This is a genomic window from Marinobacter sp. BW6 (assembly GCF_008107725.1).
Lineage (GTDB): Bacteria > Pseudomonadota > Gammaproteobacteria > Pseudomonadales > Oleiphilaceae > Marinobacter.
On sequence record NZ_VIRN01000061.1, the window covers coordinates 423923 to 443359 of the forward strand.

Genomic DNA, 19437 nt, shown 5'->3' on the forward strand with positions numbered 1-19437 from the left:
GGATCAGCCCTCGTCTTTCCGGCTGTCGGCCTTGTGCTCGGGGCGCATGGCCGGGAACAGGATAACGTCGCGGATTGATGCCGAGTTGGTCAGCAGCATGGCCAGCCGGTCGATACCGATACCTTCACCGGCGGTGGGCGGCAGGCCGTATTCCAGGGCCATCACGTAGTCTTCATCGTAGAACATGGCCTCGTCGTCACCGGCGTCTTTCTCGGCCACCTGAGCCTGGAAGCGCTCCGCCTGGTCTTCTGCGTCGTTCAGCTCTGAGAAGCCGTTGGCGATTTCGCGACCACCCACGAAGAACTCAAAGCGTTCAGTGACGAACGGGTTGCTGTCCTTGCAGCGGGCCAGAGGCGACACTTCTTTGGGGTACTCGGTGATAAACGTCGGCTGCATCAGGCGATGTTCGGCCGTCGCCTCAAAGATCTCGATCTGGACCTTGCCCAGCCCCCATCCATCCTTGAGATGAATACCAAGGTCTTTCGCCACCTGCCGGGCACTAGAGTCGTCCGCCAGCTGTTCAGGCTTGATGTCCGGGTTGTAGCGCAGGATGGCGTCGACCACCGTCAGGCGCTCGAAGGTCTTGCCAAAATCGTACTCGATGGTTTCTTCGCTGCCGTCCGCCAGGGCGCGGGTGTTCACGACCGTGGTTGAACCCAGGACCTTCTGGGTGATGGTGCGCAGCATGTCCTCTGTGAGGTCCATCAGGTCGTTGTAATCCGCGTAAGCCTGGTAAAACTCGACCATGGTGAATTCCGGATTATGACGGGTGGAAAGCCCTTCATTGCGGAAGTTGCGGTTGATCTCGAACACCCGCTCAAAGCCGCCAACCACCAGGCGTTTCAGGAACAGCTCCGGCGCAATGCGCAGGTACATGTCGATACCCAGGGCGTTGTGATGGGTCACGAAGGGGCGCGCTGTGGCACCGCCCGGGATCACCTGAAGCATCGGGGTTTCCACTTCCATGAAGTCCCGGTCGGTGAAGTACTGACGCATGGCGCTGATGATCTTCGAGCGCGCATGGAACACCCGACGGCTGTCCTCGTTGACCATCAGATCGACATAGCGATGACGGTAACGGGCTTCCGTGTCAGTCAGGCCCTTGTGCTTTTCGGGAAGCGGGCGCAGGGACTTGGTGAGCAACACATACTCATCCATCGTCACGTACAGGTCACCCTTGCCCGACTTGGACAGGGTGCCACGCACACCCACGATGTCACCCAGATCCCAGTGCTTGGTGTCTTTCTGGACATCCTTGGACGCATAGATCTGAATCCGGCCGGTCATGTCCTGAACCACTTTGAACGCCTTGCGGTCGAGCATCATGCGGCCGGCAATGGCCACCTTGATACCGAGGGACTCCAGCTCTTCCTTGGTTTTGTCACCGTATTTCGCCTGCAGTTCGGCGGCGGTGGCGTCACGACGGAAGTCGTTCGGGAAGGCGTTGCCCTGGTCGCGCATCTCTGACAGTTTGGCGCGGCGCTCGGCAATCAGCTTGTTGTCCTCATGCTGTGCGGCATTCTGAGTTTGATCAGTCATTTTGGCTCACTAGGAATCGGGTTGTCCGGGTTAGCGTGGCAAAGGCGCCGGTTAAAGCGCCATCTTCAGGCTGGCTTCGATGAACTTGTCAATGTCACCGTCCAGCACCGACTGGGTATTACTGGTTTCAACCTTGGTGCGCAGGTCCTTGATACGGCTGTCATCCAGAACGTAGGAGCGGATCTGGCTACCCCAACCGATATCGGCCTTGGCGTCCTCCGCCTTCTGTTTCTCGGCGTTGCGCTCCTGCATCTCACGCTCAAACAGCTTCGCCTTGAGCTGTTTCATGGCCTGGTCCTTGTTCTGGTGCTGGCTTCGGCCAGCCTGACAGGCCACGACAATGCCGGTGGGGTTGTGAGTCAGACGCACCGCCGACTCGGTCCGGTTTACGTGCTGACCACCGGCGCCGGAGGCACGGTACACATCCACCCGCAGATCCGCCGGATTGATCTCAATTTCGAAGCTGTCATCCACTTCCGGTGACACAAACACGGAAGAGAACGAAGTATGCCGACGGTTGCCGGAATCGAACGGCGATTTACGCACCAGCCGGTGAACGCCGGTTTCGGTACGCAGCCAGCCATAGGCGTAGTCGCCCTGGATGTGAATGGTGGCGCTCTTGATGCCAGCCACTTCACCTTCCATCAGCTCGACAATCTCGGCCTTGAAGCCCCGACGCTCAGCCCAGCGCAGGTACATACGCAGGAGCATGTTGGCCCAGTCCTGGGCTTCGGTGCCACCGGAGCCGGCCTGAATATCCAGGTAGGCGTTGTTGGCGTCCATTTCGCCGGAGAACATGCGGCGGAATTCGAGCTTCTCGAGCTCTTTATCAAGGCTCTCAAGATCTGACTCGATCTCCGCGACGGTGCCCTCATCCTCTTCTTCTGCGGCAATATCCAGCAGGCCCTCGGCGTCTTCCAGGCCGGAGGTGAGGTTGTCGATGGTCTTGACGATCAGTTCAAGATCCGCGCGCTCTTTGCCCAGAGCCTGAGCCCGCTCCGGGTCGTCCCAGACGCTTGGCTGTTCCAGTTCGCGCTCAACTTCGATCAGTCGTTCACTACGCTGATCGTAGTCAAAGATACCCCCTAAGCGCTTCAGTGCGCTCACGAAGCTCTTTAATCTTCGTCACAATGGGATTAATTTCCATGAAACCCTTACTCGCTCTTGAAAATGGAGAGTAAAAACAGAGGCGGGATTCTACCGGAAATCCGTTCGTAAATCAGCCTGCGGGTTTCCGCGAATCAGGCAAGCGGCTCAAGGTAATCCACGAGAAGCTGGAGATTGGTCCGCCCACGGAAGGTATTGGCATCCGGCTTGTAAACAACCCGGGCCCCGGTGCGGGTGTAGTCGGGCACTTCCGGGCCGGTGTTGAAGGCTATGCCGTCGATAATTCCGCCGCCCTCGACCGGTTGTAGTACCAGTTTCAGGTGGTTCTCCCCAACGATTCGCTGGCTCACCACCCGGAATTCGCCGTCGAACAGCGGCTCCGGGAAATGTTGACCCCAGGGACCGGCCCGCTTGAGCAGTGCTGCGGTATCCAGGGAAAGCTCATTTGGCCCAAGAGGTCCGTCGGTGGTGATCGCGGCTTCCAGGTCTTCCGCCGACAGCGTGTCGCGAACGGCGTGATCGAAGGCTTCGGAGAAGGCATCCAGATCGGCTTTAGCGAGGGTCATGCCGGCGGCCATGGCGTGGCCACCAAACTTTTTCATGATGCCGGGGTGGCGAGAATCCACCACCGCGAGCACATCCCGGATATGCAAACCCGGAATAGAGCGGGCAGAGCCCTTGATGTCTTCGCCATTGTCATCCGGGGCAAAAGCAATGGTGGGTCTGTGGGTCTGCTCTCGAATTCGGGCCGCGAGGATGCCGATGACTCCCTGATGCCAGTCAGGATCAAACAGGGCGAGCCCCCAGGGCAGCCCCTCAAGATCCAGAGACATGGAGGCCAGCAGGTCCTGTGCCTGGGCTTTCATATCCTTCTCGATGGTCCGGCGTTCCCGGTTGAAGGTATCCAGCTCCCGGGCCAGCCGACGAGCCTCGTCTGGGCTGTCTGCCAGCAGGCAGGCAATTCCGATACTCATGTCGTCAAGCCGCCCCGCGGCGTTAAGGCGGGGGCCAACCACAAATCCAAGGTCGGTTGAGCTGAGCGCCGTATGGTCGCGGCCTGCAATTTCCAGCAGGGCAAGGATTCCCGGACGGGCCTCGCCCTGACGTATCCGACGCAGGCCCTGCTCCACGAAGATCCGGTTGTTATGATCGAGGGGCACAACATCGGCCACTGTGCCGAGCGCCACCAGGTCCAGCAAACTCCCCAGATTGGGTTCGGGATCAGGCAGGCGATTGGTTTCCCGGAGCTGCTTGCGCAACGCCGTGAGGACGTAAAACATCACGCCAACACCGGCGGCGTTCTTGCTCAGAAAGGGACACCCCGGTTGATTGGGGTTGACGATGGCATCGGCATCCGGGAGCTCTTCGCCGGCCAGGTGGTGATCCGTCACCACCACCCTCACGCCAAGTTCCTTGGCCGCTCGAACGCCCTCAACAGCGGATATGCCGTTATCGACGGTGACCATCAGATCGGGGAGCTGACCTTCGTCGCGCAGGCGTTCAATAATGCCCGGCGTCAGGCCATAGCCATCAGCAAACCGGCTGGGGACGCGAAAATCGATGCTCTGAAGACCGAGCATTGAAAGGCCAAGCATGGCGACGGCCGTGCTGGTGGCGCCATCGGCATCAAAATCCCCGAGCACAAGCACCCGCTGTTGCTGCTCGATAGCTTCCGCAAGAAGTTCGACAGCCCGGTCGATACCCCGAAGTGACATGGGCGAGGCCAGGTGTTTCAGGGTGTAGCTGAGCTGTTCATCGGAAGTTACGCCACGGGCGGCGTAAAGGCGGCGAAGCAAGGGAGGCAGGTTTTGCCCCCAGTCCGGGAATGTCTCGGGCTGGGGGCGACGCAGGATCTTTTTTGGTGTCATACCCGATCAGGCGTTTTTCCAGTGCTTGGCAATAAACTCCTGCACACCGGCGATATTGTTATCCAGCACCGTGTAGCGCTCTTCCCGCTCAAACAGGTCGGCCATATGGGCCGGTAGCGGAGGCTTCACACTCAGGCCGGACTCGGCCACGGCATCCGGGAACTTGGCCGGGTGTGCGGTACCCAGGGTGATCATCGGTACCGCCGGATCACGGCGACAGTTGCGCGCAGCGCGAACCCCGATGGCGGTGTGAGGATCCAGAAGATACTCGTTCTGTTCGTAAATCTCACGGATGGTATCGCAGGTGGCTTTGTCATCCACCGCGTCGCTGTCGAACAACTTGCGTGCGTGCTTCCAGCGGTAATCCTCAATGCTGACCGGGCCTTTGGCAGCGTTCTCCAGCAGGGTTTTCACCGCCAGCCCGTCACGGCCGTGCAGATCAAACAACAGACGCTCGAAATTGCTCGACACCATGATATCCATACTCGGAGACAGGGTGTGCTCCAGCTGGTGCTGTTCGTATTTGTTGCCACTCATGAACCGATGCAGGATATCGTTGCGGTTGGTGGCAATGACCAGCTGTGAGATCGGCAGGCCCATCTTCTTGGCCAGATAGCCGGCAAAGATATCGCCGAAGTTCCCTGTGGGTACTGAAAACGCCATGCTGCGATCCGGGCCACCGAGGGCCAGGGAGGCGTGGAAGTAGTAAACAATTTGGGCCATGATCCGGGCCCAGTTGATGGAGTTCACGGCTGCCAGCTGGGTTTTGCCACCCAGGAATGACTGGTTGCCGAAGCTCTCCTTCACCATGCGCTGACAATCGTCGAAGTTGCCACGCACCGCAATGTTGTGGATGTTGTCACCCTGGACGGTGGTCATCTGGCGGCGCTGGACTTCGGATACACGCTGGTGCGGATGCAGAATGAAAATATCCACATGCTCACACCGGCGACAGCCTTCAATGGCGGCCGAGCCGGTATCACCGGAGGTCGCCCCCATGATAACCACGTGCTGCTTGCGCTTCTCCAGAACATAGTCCAGAAGCCGCCCCAACAGCTGCAGGGCGAAGTCCTTGAAGGCCAGGGTCGGGCCGCGGAACAACTCCATCACCCATTCGTTGGTATCCAGCTGAACCAGTGGAGCCACTGCCTGGTGGGTGAAGACCGAATAGGTCTCGTCCAGCATCTTGCGGAAATCGTCTGCGGGCACAGCGTCATCGACAAACGGGTGCATGACCTTGAATGCCAGCTCACTGTAGGAAAGCCCGCGCCAGCTTCGGATTTCCTCCAGACTGAAATGTGGCAGGGATTCGGGGACGTAGAGTCCGCCGTCCGTCGCCAGCCCGGTCAGCAAAACATCCTCAAAGCCCAGTGCGGGCGCTTCACCCCGCGTACTGATGTATCTCACGTTCGTACCTGTCAGTTGAAGTTTTCAGCGCGGATGCGGACAACCTGGCCATCGGTATCGGACAGGGCTTCCAGCTCTTCAATCGCACGGTTGATCTGCCGTTCCTGAACGGTGTGGGTCAGGATGATCACAGGAATACGACCGTCTTTCAGCTCGGATTCCTTCTGCATGATCGACTCAATATTGATGCCATGCTCGCTCAGGATGGAGGCAATCTTTGCCAGCACACCCGGACGATCCAGTGCGGTAATGCGCAGGTAGTAGGCAGACTGGATGTCTTCCATGGACAGCACATCCAGGTCTTCCATGGCATCCGGTGAGAAGCCAAGGTATGGCACACGGAGATTGCTTTCTGTCGCCACGGCACGGGCAACATCAACGATATCCGCGATGACAGCCGACGCTGTTGCCTCATCGCCTGCGCCAGGGCCGTAGTACATGGTCTGGCCAACGGCATCGCCATCCACCAGGATCGCATTGAGCACGCCATCAACCTGGGCAATCAGGTGGCTCTGGGGCACGAGGGTCGGGTGAACGCGAAGTTCAATGCCATCATCCCGACGACGGGCAATGCCCAGGTGCTTGATGCGATAGCCCAATAGCTCGGCGTGGGCAATATCGTAAGGGGTAATCTTTGATATGCCTTCGGTGAAGCCTTTCTCAAATTGCAGGGGCACACCAAATCCAGCGGATGCCAGAATGGTCAGTTTGTGGGCGGCGTCAATGCCCTCCACATCAAAGGTCGGATCTGCTTCAGCGTAACCCAGGTCCTGGGCTTCCTTGAGAACTTCGGAAAATTCCCGGCCGGCACGCATTTCGGTCAGAATGTAGTTCCCGGTACCGTTGATAATGCCGGCAATCCAGTCAATGCGGTTTGCCGCCATACCTTCACGTACGGCCTTGATGACCGGAATACCACCGGCAACACCCGCCTCGTAGGCCACCACAACGCCGGCTTTTTCGGCCGCTTCGAAAATTTCATTGCCGTGGACAGCGATCAGGGCCTTGTTGGCAGTAACCACATGCTTGCCGTTGCGGATAGCCGCCAGCACCAACTCCCGCGCGGCGTCATAGCCACCAATGAGCTCGACCACGATATCAACGCCGGGATCGTTCACCACGTCATAAATGTCGGTACTGAAGGGCACATCCCCGAGGTCCATATCCTCGCGGGCCCGTCGACTGGCAATCCGGGTAATCCGGATATTGCACCCGGCCCGGCCGGCAATCAGCCTGGCGTTGCGGGTCAAGACATTAAAGGTACCGCCGCCGACGGTTCCCAATCCGCAGATTCCGACACTGACGTCTTTCAAACTCTCACCTCTGATCCCGAAGGGGTGCTGATGAATTATAATAGGCGGGCATAGTATACCGATTCAGGCCTCACTGAATAAGCCCTGAATCGGATCCATCGAAAATACCGTGTAATGCAGCCCGGACGACTGGTCCGGGAGGTTCTCAGAGCAGCCCGAGCCCCTCGGCCAGACGCTGCGCCGGGACGTAGCCGCGAACCATGTTGCCGTCCTCCAGCACAATGGCCGGTGTGCCGGTTACGCCAACCCGACCACCCAGCTCAAACTGCTCGCGCACCGGGTTGTCACAGCTAGCATCGGCCACTTTACGGCCGGCCTTGGCCGCATCCATAGCAGCCTGCTGATCGTCAGCACACCAGACCGACTCGTACTTTCTGAAAGAAGCTGTATTGGGCCCGGACCGGGGAAATGCATAGTAATTGACAGTAATGCCATAGTCGTTGAGCTGCGGCACCTCGTCATGCAATTTCCGGCAGTAAGGACAGTCGATATCAGTAAATACACTCACGACGGCCTTTTCGTTTTCCGCCGGGAAGCTGATCACGCCATTGGCATCAAAACCCGCCATCATCTCGCGACGGGCCTCAGTGCGGGCTGCTTCCGTGACATTGGCAATGCCCTGATCGGTAACCTTCAGAAGATCGCCCGTCATCAGATACTGACCATCCTCGGTCGCGTAAATGGTGTCGCCGTTGTTACTCTGGACTTCGTAGAGCCCCTTGGCCTCGGACTCCTTTACCGACATCACCTGAAGGCCCGGGACGGCCTGGGTCAGGCGCTCGGAAATCCGGTCTTCGACTTCACCGGCACTGACATTCGCCATAACGAGTGAACCGAAACCGAAGGCAAACGCCACAACCGCATGTTTAATATTCATTCTGACAAACAACCTTTTTCAGAGAGCAATTAAATAACCCGGGCAGTATTGACACAGGCCGGGAATCAATTCAATGCGACAAGTACATAATAGGAAAGTTCACCTCCGCCAGCGCAAGCCGCCGGTTCATCAACCCCTGGGATGGTGGGCCTGATGTAGCGACTGGAGCCGCTGACGAGCTACATGGGTATAAATCTGGGTCGTTGACAGGTCCGAGTGACCCAGCAGCATCTGGACAACCCGAAGATCCGCGCCATGGTTTAGAAGGTGCGTGGCAAAGGCATGTCTCAGGGTGTGGGGTGACAAGTGCTTCCGGATTCCAACCCGCACGGCATAGCGCCGGATCCGATGCCAAAACGTCTGACGGGTCATCGCCGCCGCCCGATTGCCCGGGAACAGCGCATCGCAGGAGCGACCTTTCAGAAGCTCCGGCCGGCCCTCCTTCATGTACTGCAGTAGCCAGTCCACCGCCTCCTCCCCAAGAGGCACGAGCCGCTCCTTGTCACCCTTGCCGGTGATCCTAACCACACCCTGGCGCAGGTTTACCTGATCAACCCGAAGTTCTGTCAGCTCAGAGACCCGCAACCCACAGCCATAGAGGATCTCCAGCATGGCCTTGTCCCGGAGCTCAATGGCAACACCTGGATCGGGCTCGGAAAGCAGCGCATCCACCTCTTCTTCCGTCAGCGAATCCGGAAGACGTCGAGGCAACCTCGGGCTGTCAATTCGCAGGGTAGGGTCCTCAGAGATCAACCCTTCGCGCAGAAGAAACCGGTAAAACCGTCGAAGGCCGGACAGCCGCCTGGCCGCCGTGGAGCTCTTGATTCCTTCTGCCAGCCCCCGCGACATCCAGGCCAAAAGGTCGGCTCGGCGAACCTCGGTCAACGCGGGCTTGCCGGGCTGGCTCTCCAGCCACTCCGCCAATCGCAACAAATCACTCCGGTAGGCCTGCCGTGTCTTCTCGCCCAACCCGTCTTCCAGCCAGATGGCATCAACAAACCGGACAATGACTGTTTCATTTTCCGTTTTCATGGCAGGTTCCCAGACTTCGAACGTCTCACGACAAGCATACCGGAACGCCAGACACAAAAAAGGCAGCCCGGGGCTGCCTTTTTCTGCCTGCTGTTCAGCGCTCTGCTGATCAGCCCAGCTTTTCCTTGATACGAGCCGCCTTGCCAGACAGGTCGCGCAGGTAGTAAAGCTTGGCCTGGCGAACATCGCCACGACGCTTCACGCTGATGCTGTCGATGAGCTTGGAGAAGCTCTGGAAAGTACGCTCAACACCAACACCGTAAGAGATCTTACGCACGGTGAAAGAGGAGTTCATGCCACGGTTACGCTTGCCGATGACGACACCCTCGAACGCCTGCAGACGCTCACGGTTACCCTCGGTTACGCGAACCTGAACGACCACGGTATCGCCCGGCGCAAACGCAGGGATTTCCTTGGTCATCTGTTCTGCTTCAAGTTGACTGATGATGTTGTTCTTGCCGCTCATCGTAATGCTCCTGATACCCAATCTGTTAATGCCCTGATCATTCAGAGGCACCCGGTTCGTTCAAAATCTCTTCCAGCAGCTCACGCTCTTCGTCCGTAAACACCCGCTTTCCCAGCAGGTCGGGGCGTCGCTCCCGGGTTCGCCTCAGCGACTGCTTTAGCCGCCAACGCCGGATCTGATCATGGTGACCGCCCAATAAAACATCCGGCACCGCCTGACCTTCGTAAACTTCGGGCCGGGTGTAGTGCGGACAATCCAGCAAACCGTCAGCGAAAGAATCCTGCTCTGCCGACTGCGCATGACCCAGCGCTCCGGGGATGAGGCGTGTAACCGCATCGATAACAGCCATCGCTGCCAATTCGCCACCGGAAAGCACAAAATCACCCAGTGACACTTCCCGATCGACTTCCGTCGCTATCAGGCGCTCATCAACACCCTCGTACCGGCCCGCCACCAGAATCAGCTCCTGCTCTGCAGCAAGCGACTCGACGACAGACTGATTCAGCGACTCACCCTGAGGCGAGAGGTAAACCACACAGGGGTTTCCGGGTGCTGCTTCCCGTGCTGCATGGATCGCGTCCCTCAGGGGCTGAATTTTCATCAGCATACCCGGACCGCCACCATAGGGCCGATCATCTACCGTGCGATGCCGGTCGTGGGTAAACTCACGGGGATTCCAGCTCCGGAAAGTCAAAAGACCATCCCGGACTGCCCTTCCCGTAATCCCGTAGTCCGTTACCGCACCGAACATTTCCGGGAACAGACTGACTGCGCCAATCCACACCCGTCAGAACTCCGGATCCCAGTCCACCACCATGCGTTTTGAATCCAGATCAACGCTCTGAATCACTTCGCCAGGCAGATAAGGAATCAGACGCTCACGCTGATCGATGGAACCTGCTGTCGCCTGCACCACCAGAACATCGTTGGATCCGGTTTCCATAAGATGGTGCACTTTACCAAGGCACTCATCATCGACCGTATACACATCAAGGCTTTCCAGCTGAAACCAGTAAAACTCCCCTTCTGGGAGCGCTGGCAACTCAGCCTTAGAAACCCTGACTTCGGCACCGCAGTATGTGTGGGCCAGATCACGGTCATTAATGCCTTTCAGCCTGACGACGATCCCCTGCCCCTGGCGGCGACCCTCCTCAAGCTTGGCCGGAATACGTTTTCCATCCAGATCAAGCGTCCAATCGGAATAGTTCAGTATTCCTTCCTTGGGATCCGTGTAAGAGAAGACTTTCAGCCACCCCTTGACCCCAAACACCGAGGTAATGCGGCCGATCACAGTTTCCTGCGAATTCTGTGTCATGCCATAAACCCCGGTGTCAGTACTGTCTTACCCAGCAGCCTTCAGCAGCTGTGCAACGCGCTCGCTGGTCTGCGCGCCTTGACCGAGCCAGAAATCGACACGATCACGATCAACGCGAAGACTCTCTTCCTGACCACGGGCAACCGGGTTGAAGAAACCTACACGCTCAATGAAACGACCGTCGCGAGATTTGCGGCTGTCGGTGACTGTCAGATGGTAGAACGGGCGCTTCTTGGAGCCGCCACGAGCCAAACGGATAATTACCATTTAACCAATATCCTGTTCTGTTGAACGAACTTTGTACGATTCACGCCTGCTGAACACCAGCTGACGCGAAGACCCATACTCGAAAGGGGCGCTATTCTATGCTAAAAAAGCGCCAAAGAAAACAGCAAAACCAGTTGTTTCCCCGTTTTCCATGTAAGGCTTTTTACATACGGCCAAACGGAGGCATTCCGCCTCCTCCACCGCCGCCCGGGGGCATCATGCCACCCATGCCGCGCATCATATTAGCCATACCGCCTTTCTTGCCAAACTTTTTCATCATCTTCTGCATTTGCTTGTGCTGCTTCAGCAGACGATTCACATCCTGGATCTGGGTTCCAGACCCCGTGGCGATCCGGCGCTTGCGGGAATTGTTGATCACATCCGGGTACCGGCGCTCCTTGGGCGTCATCGAGCAAATGATGGCTTCCATCTGCCCCATGGACTTGTCGTTAACCTGCTGCTGCGCCACCTGGGCCATCTGACCCATGCCCGGCAGCTTGTCTAGCAGGCCACCGATGCCACCCATGCTCTTCATCTGCTGCAGCTGGTCGCGAAAATCCTCCAGGTCAAAGCTCTTACCCTTCTTGATTTTCTTGGTGAGCTTCTGGGCCTTCTTCTGGTCCAGCTTGCGCTCCGCCTCTTCGATCAGCGAGAGCACATCCCCCATACCCAGGATCCGGGACGCGACCCGATCCGGATAGAACGGCTCAAGGGCATCGGACTTTTCACCCACACCCAGGAACTTGATCGGCTTGCCGGTAATATGGCGAACGGACAGGGCGGCACCGCCACGGGCATCGCCATCGGTCTTGGTCAGGACCACGCCCGTCAGAGGCAGGGCATCGTTAAACGCTTTGGCGGTGTTGGCCGCATCCTGACCGGTCATGGCGTCGACCACGAACAGAGTCTCGACCGGATTGACCGCCTTATGCAGCCTGCCGATCTCGCCCATCATCTGCTCATCGACGTGCAGCCGACCGGCGGTATCAAGAATCACCACATCAATGTGCTTTTTCCTGGCTGCCGCGATCGCTCCCTCGGCGATGTGCACGGGATCCTGATCGGCGCTGCTCGGGAAGAACTCGACACCCACCTCGCCAGCAAGGGTTTCCAACTGGCGAATCGCGGCAGGACGATAGACGTCAGCGCTAACCACCAGCACGGATTTCTTCTGCCGCTCCTTGAGGAAGCGCGAGAGCTTGGCGACCGTCGTTGTCTTACCTGCACCCTGGAGACCAGCCATCATAATCACTGCCGGCGGCTGAACGTTCAGGTTGAGGGACTCATTGCCCTCTCCCATGACCCGCTCCAGCTCCTGCTGGACAACTTTTACAAAGACCTGACCCGGCGTCAGACTACGCTGCACCTCCTGGCCAATGGCACGTGTGCGGACACCCTCAACAAAGTCCTTCACTACCGGCAGGGCGACATCCGCCTCCAGCAGTGCCATGCGCACTTCCCGGAGAGTGTCCTTTATATTGTCATCAGTGAGACGCGCCTGGCCGGAAATCTTGCGCAGACTGCCGGAAAGTCGGTCTTGGAGGTTCTCAAACATGTTGCTCTTCCGTACCCCGGATAAATTGAGTGCGTGAATCCACAGAGCCTGCGACGACTCCTTGATTCCAGTTGCATAATCGCGACATTATAACCAGACTATCGCCCTGAAACGACCAGCCCGGTCAAATCGGCTAAAACCAGCGCCGATCCCCAGTCAGAACAGTGGTTAATAAGGAAGTCATGGGAACGCTGATTCTCGCGGTCACCTCTCTTTTTCTTTACAGCGTCGGTACCGCGCTGCAGGCCCTGCATTTCAGGGGCCGGGTTCAGAGCAACATTGCCATTACCACCCTGATTGGCGTTCTCGCCCTGACCAGCCACGGGCTGCTTATTGGCCAGACGGTCCACCATGACGGCGGCTTCGATTTCAGCTTTTTCAAAAGCTCGGTTCTGATTTCCTGGCTGATCGTCTTCCTGTTATTGGGCCTCAACCTCAAAAAGCCAGTGCAGAGCCTGTTCCTGGGCGTGTATCCGCTGGCCGGCCTCACCATTATCCTTGCCCTGGTTACCCATGGACCTTCGAGACTGGTGTCGGAACAAAGCTACGGCATGCTCTCCCACATTGCACTGTCGGTGACAGCCTACAGCCTCTTCACCCTTGCGGCCATCCAGGCGGTTCTTCTTTATTTTCAGAATCGCCAACTGAAGCACAACTACAACAGCCTGCTGGTTCGTAATCTGCCGCCATTGCAGACCATGGAATCGCTACTGTTTGAAATGGTCTGGGCCGGCGTCGTGATGCTGATTCTGGCAATCGTGACCGGCGCCCTCTTTATAGAGGATCTTTTTGCGCAGAACCTCGCTCACAAAACCCTGTTCTCCATTCTCTCCCTGCTGGTTTTCGTGGCGCTCCTGATTGGCCGTTACACAAAGGGCTGGCGCGGGATTACCGCGAGCCGATGGACCCTCGCAGGCTGCGCACTTCTGATGCTGGCATTCTACGGCAGCAAGTTTGTGCTGGAGCTGATCTTCCAGCGCGGCGGCTAACGCCAGAGACCCCGGTATTCTCTTGACACAACGCTGGCCAAAACCCTATTTTCGCTACTTGTCAGCAATATAAGGACACCTCTTTTGAACGAAACATCGCTTACTGCGCTGTTTATTCTTCTGGTCGGACTGATCATGCTCTCCGGTTTCTTCTCAAGCTCCGAAACCGGGATGATGTCACTCAACCGATATCGCCTCAAACACATGGCCAAAACCGGCCATAAAGGTGCCAAGCGCGCCCAGGGCTTGCTCCAACGCACTGACCAGCTGATCGGCGTCATCCTTATCGGCAACAACTTTGTCAACATCTTTGCTTCGTCGATCGCGACCGTTATCGCGATACGCGTCTGGGGCGATGCCGGCATCGCGATCGCCACCATCCTGCTGACCATCGTCATTCTGATCTTCGCAGAAGTCACCCCGAAAACCCTGGCGGCGCTGTTTCCGGAGAAAATCGCATTTCCCGCCAGCTACATACTTGGCCCCCTACTGAAGATCCTCTATCCGATTGTCTGGGCCGTAAACCTGTTCACCGGCGGCATACTTAAGCTTCTGGGCGTTTCCGCCGCCGATGCTGCCAACGACCACCTGAGTCGCGAAGAACTCCGAACACTGGTGAACGAGGCCGGAGCCCTGATTCCCGCCAAGCACAAGGACATGCTTGTCAGCATTCTGGATCTGGAAAAAGTAACCGTGAATGACATCATGGTGCCCCGCAACGAGGTGGTAGGTATCGATCTGGAGGACGACACCGACACGATCCTGCGCCAACTGCGCAGCAGCCAGCACACCCGGCTTCCGGTTTATAAGGGCGACATCAATAACATTCAGGGCATACTGCACCTGCGCAGCGCGTCGAAACTGCTTCAGCAGGATGAAATCAACAAGGCCATGATCATGCAGCTTTGCCAGGAACCCTATTTCATTCCGGAAAGCACGCCTCTGAACACCCAGCTGATCAACTTCCAGAAGGGACGTCGCAGGTTTGGTGTGGTTGTAGACGAATATGGTGACGTTCTGGGCCTGGCCACCCTCGAGGACATACTTGAAGAAATTGTCGGCGACTTCACAACGGATTATGCTGCCACCAGCCCGGACATCATCCCCCAGGATAACGGTACCTTTATTATTGATGGCACCTCTGCGGTGCGCACCATCAATAAGACGCTGGGCTGGAAACTCCCCACTGACGGGCCGAAAACCCTCAATGGTCTGATTACAGAAACCCTTGAGAACATCCCCGATACCAACGTCTGCCTGAAAGTGGACGGTCATCGGGTAGAGGTACTGCAAATCAAGGACAACGTTGTGAAAGCAGCCATTGTGCACCCGAAAAAACGCAAAAAGCGTTCACTTTCACTAAAACAATAGCCCTCAAGTTCCCCCTCCGATTGGCGCTATAGACCCTTCGGTTATAGCGCCTCCCTTTCTTGAAAGATCAAAATGTAACCGACAGCTTGACCCCCGTTGATCCCCCACCAACACTGAAGGAGCGTGCGAAACAAAAACAATCACAAGGAATACGTCCATGAGTCTGACACACACGTTTGGCCTGCTCGCCCATCCTGACCAGGAGTGGGAGGCGATTCGCAATGAATCCGAGTCCGTCACGAAACTATACGCAGGTCACATTCTGTTATTGGCACTGATTCCCGCCGTTGCCGGCTTCTTCGGAACAACCCAGGTAGGCTGGCAGATTGGTGACGGCCAGATTACAAAGCTGTCGATGACCAGCGCGCTGCAGCTATCGGTGCTCTTTTATGGGGCCATGCTTGCCGGGATCTTTGTGCTGGGCAAGTTCATCGATTTCTTTGCGGCTACTTATGACGCGGTTGAGAGAACTCCCAGAGGTGTGGCCCTGGCCGCCTACACGGCGACCCCCATCTTCCTGATCGGAGTCATAGCCGCTTATCCGAATATCTGGGTGAATATGCTGGCAGGCCTGGTGGCCGTTGCCTACGCTGTTTACCTGCTGTATGAAGGCCTCCCTATCCTGATGAAGATACCGGCGGACAAGGGCTTCATGTTCGCCTCTGCAGTCCTTACGGTCGGCCTGGTCATGTTTGTCGCATTGCTGGCCATCAGCGTCGTCATCTGGAGCATGGGTATAGGCCCGGTTTATGTGAGCTGAACGCAAATTCTTCGGCAAGTCAGTGATCTGCATAAGGGTGCCTTCCAGGCACCCTATGTTTTTTTGAATTTGATCCCACGTTAGCGTTTGGTCATGTTAACTTTGGGCAAAATGCGGTAAATTTAACCAATAACGAGAATTCAAGGATTACAAGCTCGGTCATGTATCCGGTTGAGGCGTAAACAGGAGTCTGCCATGAACAAGCAGTCCGGCATACATTATCTCCGTGAGCACAGGGAAGCCGGAAGCAACAGGCCGGTTCCTGCGGAGGTCACCCGCATCCGGGACACCGTTGTCGCCGGACTTGGTGATTTGCTGCAGGGCGCCTTCGACGCCGTCGACGATTCACTGTTCGAATTGGCTAACAATGCCCGCAGTAATAATGAACAGAACCGGTATTTCGAAGCGATGCGTGAAATACGCATCAAACGGAAGGGTGTAGAGCGGCATTTTCAGAACACCGTTGCCCAGTACTTTGCTAATCCCCCTCATACCGGCCCACTCCAGGAAGAAAATCTGAGCAAGCAGGCCAGCGCAGACACCCTCGCCCTGGTCGGCAATGACGACCTTGAAGAGCAGGTTGCGCTCAACGCTATGATCACCAAGGCGAAAGCACACTTTCAGGGGCCGCTGCTTCAACTTCAGACCCGTTTCAGCCAGGTGTATCCGGAAGCTACCGACGAATCACCGGTGAATCCCATGGCGCCGGAACACCTGTGCAGCGCGTTCACTGAGGCCATACAGGCTCTGGAAATCCAGATTCGCGAACGCCTGATTCTGCTAAAACAGTTTGACCGTTACGTTGTCTCCAACCTGGGCATGCTTCTGGACGAAGCCAACCGCATACTGATCCAGGCCGGCATCATTCCGAACTTCCGTTATCACGGCAAAGCCGGGCAGCAGCATGACGCCTCCAAGGCCGAGTCGGCAGATACATCAAACGAGGAAAGAGCGCCGGACGCTTCAGCAACAGAACAGATTGGCCAGGCCGGAAGCAGTAGTGCGGTTTTTGATCAGATCAGAACGATGCTGTCGCTTCAGCGGGCCAACGCGGGCATACCTCCCCGCGCCTCAGACCCGAACGTACGGGTAGTGGGTGACTCCGAGTTGGCGAGTCTTCTGAATTCCTTGCCGCTGTCTGGCGCCCGACAGGACCAGAGTAACCTGAGTGCTGGCGAACCGATCAGCGTTGATCTGCGTCAGCTGGTTCAGCAGCTCCTTTCCCAGACCGATACCGGAGATGGCCGAAAACCGGCTCTTAACGAGGTTGATGAAGACCTCATCAACCTCGTCTCCATGCTATTTGAGTTCATTCTCGACGATTACAACCTGTCAGCTCCTGTTCAGGTATTGATAAGCCGGCTGCAGATTCCAATCCTGAAAGTGGTTATCCGGGACAAGAGTTTCTTCAGTCAGGCTACGCATCCGGCCAGACGCCTTCTGAACTCCCTGGCAAGGGCGGGCATCGGCTGGAGCAGCAGCGACGAAAAAGCCAAAGACAAACTCTACGGACAGATACACAACATTGTGCAAAGGATTCTCAACGAATTTGACGGCGACGTTGCGCTGTTTGAAACCCTGAATCAGGAATTCGAACAGTTTCTCGAAAGGGAGAACCGAAAGGCATCACTGGTGGAGCAGAGAACCCGTGAATCAGAGCGGGGTCGAATCAAGTCCCAGACAGCCCAGCAGACCGTCGACAACCTTCTGAAGCAAAAAATCTCCCGTTACAAACTGCCGGAATCCATCCACGACATCCTGATGAATGGCTGGAGCCGTGTGATGTTTCTTGCCTATCTCAGGGACGATGTGGAACACCGATGGAACGCGACCGTCAAGGTTGTCGACGATCTTATCTGGTGCCTGCACCCTCATCAGGAAGACGACGAAAGAGATCAGTGGGTACGCGTAGTGCCGGGCCTGCTTAAGACACTGCGATCAGGGCTGGAAGAAGTGTCCTATAACTCTTCCAGACTGGATGAAATGATGGGCCAGCTCAAGCATCAGCTGGCCGAGGCATTCCGGACCAATGCTGCAATCGAAGCGCTTCAGGATTCGCCTGAGGAGCCGGCGGAAGAAGAGGAAATTGCCACCGTTCACCAAACGGCCGTTGAACGCCAGCAGGAGCTCGAAGAGGCGGCTATCTCTGAGTTTGTTGCCCAGATCGACAGTATCGAAATCGGCAACTGGGTAGAGTTCCGTCTCGTCAATGGTGCCAATTTCCGGTGCAAGCTATCCGCCATCATTGAAGAAGCAGACTGCTTTGTTTTTGTGAACCGGATGGGGCTGAAGGTTATTGAGAAAACCCGGATTGAATTGGCCCATGAAATGCGCCGTGGCCGGCTGACCCTGCTTGAGCAGGGGGCATTGATTGATCGGGCCCTGGATGCAGTCGTTGGTACCCTGCGGAGCAAGACTGCCTGACGCCAATGCCTGAAAAAAGCAGTCCCAATGCCCTGCCGGCCGCCTACCGGCTGGGGGTGGCAGTATCTTTGGCCCTTTTCCTTCACACGCTCCTGCTTTCAGGCATCCCTACTCCAATGGAAGAACAGACGGCCACTCACAGAGAGAGTGTCCGTTTTGAGCTTGTGGCTCCAAGTTCACGTGACACCGTCGCTAACCGGCCCGAGAACCCCAGCCCAAGCCTCAGCTCACCCAGGATCCCACCTTTTGAGGTTGATCCTCTGAGACCCGATTCCCGCCCCGAACCGGATATCACCACCAACCGTCAGCCGGAAACCTCGCCATCGAGTAAGCAAACGAATGCAAGTGCACCGGAAAGCAAAGCTGCACAGCCAAGCACTAGCGCCCCGGCTGGAGCAGAACCAGTGCAGTCTTCGGAGAACCCGGAACAGAGCATTACACGGATAACGGAGTCACCGGCTGAACTGGACCCTTATGTGGTCAAGCTGGCCACCCACCTGGCCCATCAGCTGGAAGAGCTGAAAGTGCCGGCAATGAGGGATTTGACCGAAACAGTGGCCATGGAAGTGGAACTGCAACTGCTCGGGAATGGCGCCCTGACACGGGCAAGGGTGCTGAAATCGACAGGCATCAGGAGAATTGACGAGGCTGCTTACCGGGCTGCCCTAGCGGCGAGCCCCTACCCCCAACCACCGAAAGATGGCGGAAGCCCGAACCGTTTCGAGGTCGAACTGCTGTTCACCCCGAAACGGCTCTGACCGGCAGTGATCAGGCTTCGGCCTGCTTCGCGGCCTCTTTGACAAGTTTGGCCAACTCACCGCTCTCGGACATCTCCAGAACGATGTCACAACCGCCCACGAGCTCACCATTGATATAGAGCTGGGGGTAGGTCGGCCAGCTGGAATATACCTTCAGAGCCTCACGAAGCTCCTGGTTATCCAGGATATTTACGAAGGCAAAGCGCTCGCCGCACGCCATCACTGCCTGCACAGTTTTAGCAGAAAAACCACACTGGGGCGCCTGGGGGCTGCCCTTCATGTACAGAATGATCGGATTCTCATCGAGCTGGCTTTTAATGGTTTCATTGATGTCCATGAACATTCACCTCTGTTGGAACAGTCTTGCCACACGGCAATTTTCTTGGCGT

18 protein-coding genes are annotated in these 19437 nt (G+C 57.0%); 5 read left to right on the forward strand and 13 right to left on the reverse strand.

All coding sequences use genetic code 11. The annotated features are described in order from the left end of the window. Window positions 1-3: 3 nt before the first annotated feature. The 12 genes from lysS to ffh all read right to left on the reverse strand — a co-directional run bounded on the left by lysS (window position 4) and on the right by ffh (window position 12746). Window positions 4-1539, reverse strand: a complete 1536-nt coding sequence (gene lysS / locus FMN52_RS07650; RefSeq protein WP_148608073.1) for a lysine--tRNA ligase — start codon at window positions 1537-1539, stop codon at window positions 4-6. 51 nt (window positions 1540-1590) lie between these two features. Then, a protein-coding gene (gene prfB, locus FMN52_RS07655) for a peptide chain release factor 2 (RefSeq protein WP_148608074.1) occupies window positions 1591-2686 on the reverse strand; the annotation gives its coding sequence in 2 pieces (ribosomal slippage) (window positions 1591-2613 and window positions 2615-2686; 1095 coding nt in all). 94 nt (window positions 2687-2780) lie between these two features. Beyond that, entirely contained in the window at window positions 2781-4514 is a 1734-nt protein-coding gene (gene recJ / locus FMN52_RS07660) for a single-stranded-DNA-specific exonuclease RecJ (protein WP_148608075.1), read from the reverse strand. Window positions 4515-4520: 6 nt separating this feature from the next. Continuing rightward, a complete protein-coding gene (gene thrC, locus FMN52_RS07665) occupies window positions 4521-5921 on the reverse strand; it encodes a threonine synthase (RefSeq protein WP_148608076.1) in 1401 nt (466 codons plus the stop codon). An 11-nt stretch (window positions 5922-5932) separates the two neighbouring features. Then, window positions 5933-7234: a homoserine dehydrogenase gene (locus FMN52_RS07670; protein WP_148608077.1), complete on the reverse strand. Its 1302-nt coding sequence runs from the start codon at window positions 7232-7234 to the stop codon at window positions 5933-5935. Window positions 7235-7379: 145 nt separating this feature from the next. Further along, window positions 7380-8111: a DsbC family protein gene (locus FMN52_RS07675; protein ID WP_148608078.1), complete on the reverse strand. Its 732-nt coding sequence runs from the start codon at window positions 8109-8111 to the stop codon at window positions 7380-7382. A 129-nt stretch (window positions 8112-8240) separates the two neighbouring features. Continuing rightward, a complete protein-coding gene (gene xerD, locus FMN52_RS07680) occupies window positions 8241-9143 on the reverse strand; it encodes a site-specific tyrosine recombinase XerD (RefSeq protein ID WP_148608079.1) in 903 nt (300 codons plus the stop codon). A gap of 109 nt (window positions 9144-9252) precedes the next feature. Next, window positions 9253-9609, reverse strand: a complete 357-nt coding sequence (gene rplS / locus FMN52_RS07685; protein WP_048495327.1) for a 50S ribosomal protein L19 — start codon at window positions 9607-9609, stop codon at window positions 9253-9255. A 37-nt stretch (window positions 9610-9646) separates the two neighbouring features. Further along, window positions 9647-10393 carry a tRNA (guanosine(37)-N1)-methyltransferase TrmD gene (trmD, locus tag FMN52_RS07690; RefSeq protein WP_148608080.1) on the reverse strand — a complete coding sequence of 249 codons (747 nt, stop codon included), beginning with the start codon at window positions 10391-10393 and terminating at the stop codon, window positions 9647-9649. A 3-nt stretch (window positions 10394-10396) separates the two neighbouring features. Next, a complete protein-coding gene (gene rimM / locus FMN52_RS07695) occupies window positions 10397-10924 on the reverse strand; it encodes a ribosome maturation factor RimM (RefSeq protein WP_148608081.1) in 528 nt (175 codons plus the stop codon). Between the two features lie 27 nt (window positions 10925-10951). Beyond that, window positions 10952-11191: a 30S ribosomal protein S16 gene (rpsP, locus tag FMN52_RS07700; RefSeq protein ID WP_148608082.1), complete on the reverse strand. Its 240-nt coding sequence runs from the start codon at window positions 11189-11191 to the stop codon at window positions 10952-10954. Between the two features lie 163 nt (window positions 11192-11354). Further along, entirely contained in the window at window positions 11355-12746 is a 1392-nt protein-coding gene (ffh, locus tag FMN52_RS07705) for a signal recognition particle protein (protein WP_148608083.1), read from the reverse strand. Between the two features lie 182 nt (window positions 12747-12928). Between ffh and ccsA the strand changes: the two genes are divergently transcribed. From ccsA to FMN52_RS19990, 5 genes are all read left to right on the forward strand, one after another. Further along, entirely contained in the window at window positions 12929-13735 is an 807-nt protein-coding gene (gene ccsA / locus FMN52_RS07710) for a cytochrome c biogenesis protein CcsA (protein WP_008176250.1), read from the forward strand. Between the two features lie 84 nt (window positions 13736-13819). Beyond that, window positions 13820-15106: an HlyC/CorC family transporter gene (locus FMN52_RS07715; RefSeq protein WP_148608084.1), complete on the forward strand. Its 1287-nt coding sequence runs from the start codon at window positions 13820-13822 to the stop codon at window positions 15104-15106. Window positions 15107-15263: 157 nt separating this feature from the next. Beyond that, complete coding sequence (locus FMN52_RS07720; RefSeq protein ID WP_064227100.1) at window positions 15264-15866, forward strand: Yip1 family protein; 603 nt, start codon at window positions 15264-15266, stop codon at window positions 15864-15866. A 195-nt stretch (window positions 15867-16061) separates the two neighbouring features. Next, window positions 16062-18290, forward strand: coding sequence for a DUF1631 domain-containing protein (locus FMN52_RS07725; RefSeq protein WP_148608085.1), 2229 nt, complete (start codon window positions 16062-16064; stop codon window positions 18288-18290). 404 nt (window positions 18291-18694) lie between these two features. Further along, window positions 18695-19048 carry an energy transducer TonB gene (locus FMN52_RS19990; protein WP_240339420.1) on the forward strand — a complete coding sequence of 118 codons (354 nt, stop codon included), beginning with the start codon at window positions 18695-18697 and terminating at the stop codon, window positions 19046-19048. Between the two features lie 10 nt (window positions 19049-19058). Here the strand turns inward: FMN52_RS19990 and grxD are convergent, their stop codons facing one another. Continuing rightward, a complete protein-coding gene (grxD, locus tag FMN52_RS07735) occupies window positions 19059-19385 on the reverse strand; it encodes a Grx4 family monothiol glutaredoxin (RefSeq protein WP_148608087.1) in 327 nt (108 codons plus the stop codon). Between the last annotated feature and the right edge of the window lie 52 nt (window positions 19386-19437).

Coding starts and splice junctions, on each gene's coding strand:
- lysS (WP_148608073.1), bottom strand. CDS start 1,539: ATGACTGATCAAACTCAGAATGCCGCACAGCATGAGGACAACAAGCTG.
- recJ (WP_148608075.1), bottom strand. CDS start 4,514: ATGACACCAAAAAAGATCCTGCGTCGCCCCCAGCCCGAGACATTCCCG.
- FMN52_RS07675 (WP_148608078.1), bottom strand. CDS start 8,111: ATGAATATTAAACATGCGGTTGTGGCGTTTGCCTTCGGTTTCGGTTCA.
- xerD (WP_148608079.1), bottom strand. CDS start 9,143: ATGAAAACGGAAAATGAAACAGTCATTGTCCGGTTTGTTGATGCCATC.
- rplS (WP_048495327.1), bottom strand. CDS start 9,609: ATGAGCGGCAAGAACAACATCATCAGTCAACTTGAAGCAGAACAGATG.
- rimM (WP_148608081.1), bottom strand. CDS start 10,924: ATGACACAGAATTCGCAGGAAACTGTGATCGGCCGCATTACCTCGGTG.
- rpsP (WP_148608082.1), bottom strand. CDS start 11,191: ATGGTAATTATCCGTTTGGCTCGTGGCGGCTCCAAGAAGCGCCCGTTC.
- ffh (WP_148608083.1), bottom strand. CDS start 12,746: ATGTTTGAGAACCTCCAAGACCGACTTTCCGGCAGTCTGCGCAAGATT.
- ccsA (WP_008176250.1), top strand. CDS start 12,929: ATGGGAACGCTGATTCTCGCGGTCACCTCTCTTTTTCTTTACAGCGTC.
- FMN52_RS07720 (WP_064227100.1), top strand. CDS start 15,264: ATGAGTCTGACACACACGTTTGGCCTGCTCGCCCATCCTGACCAGGAG.
- FMN52_RS07725 (WP_148608085.1), top strand. CDS start 16,062: ATGAACAAGCAGTCCGGCATACATTATCTCCGTGAGCACAGGGAAGCC.
- grxD (WP_148608087.1), bottom strand. CDS start 19,385: ATGGACATCAATGAAACCATTAAAAGCCAGCTCGATGAGAATCCGATC.